The 440-nt window shown below is 65.0% G+C and carries 1 protein-coding gene; it reads left to right on the top strand.

Features of this window, described 5'->3' with window-relative positions; translation table 11 throughout:
- On the top strand, positions 1–440 hold a 440-nt coding region (locus ALC15_RS44455; protein ID WP_050632150.1), incomplete at both ends, for a hypothetical protein.

Genomic DNA, 440 nt, shown 5'->3' with positions numbered 1-440 from the left:
AGTACGCGTTCTGGGACACCGGCGGCAACGGCCATTGGGTGGTGAATGGCGTCGCCCAGGCCGCCAATGTCGAGATCGATGTCTCGGCGGCGAACCTGTCGCAGGTCAGCTACGTGTTCGGTCCCGGCGGCTCGCCGTCGGATACGCTCTACGTGCGGGCCAACGACGGATCGAAGTGGAGCAGCTGGGCTGCGTTCACGGCAACACCAGGGGTCGATACGGCTCCGGTGGTGACGGCCGCGAACGTCACCGCCAACCACGGCCAGTTCTCGGTGCTCGCCTCGAGCCTGTTCTCGGTCAGCGATGCCGAGAACGATGCGATCACCCAATACGCATTCTGGGACACCGGCGGCAACGGCATTGGGTGGTCAATGGCGTCGCCCAGGCCGCCAATGTCGAGATCGATGTCTCGGCGGCAAACCTGTCGCAGGTCAGCTACG

Source organism: Bradyrhizobium viridifuturi, from assembly GCF_001238275.1.
Taxonomy (GTDB): Bacteria; Pseudomonadota; Alphaproteobacteria; order Rhizobiales; family Xanthobacteraceae; genus Bradyrhizobium; species Bradyrhizobium viridifuturi.
The sequence above is the reverse complement of the archived record's forward strand: the minus strand, read 5'-3'. Positions and strand labels throughout refer to the sequence as shown.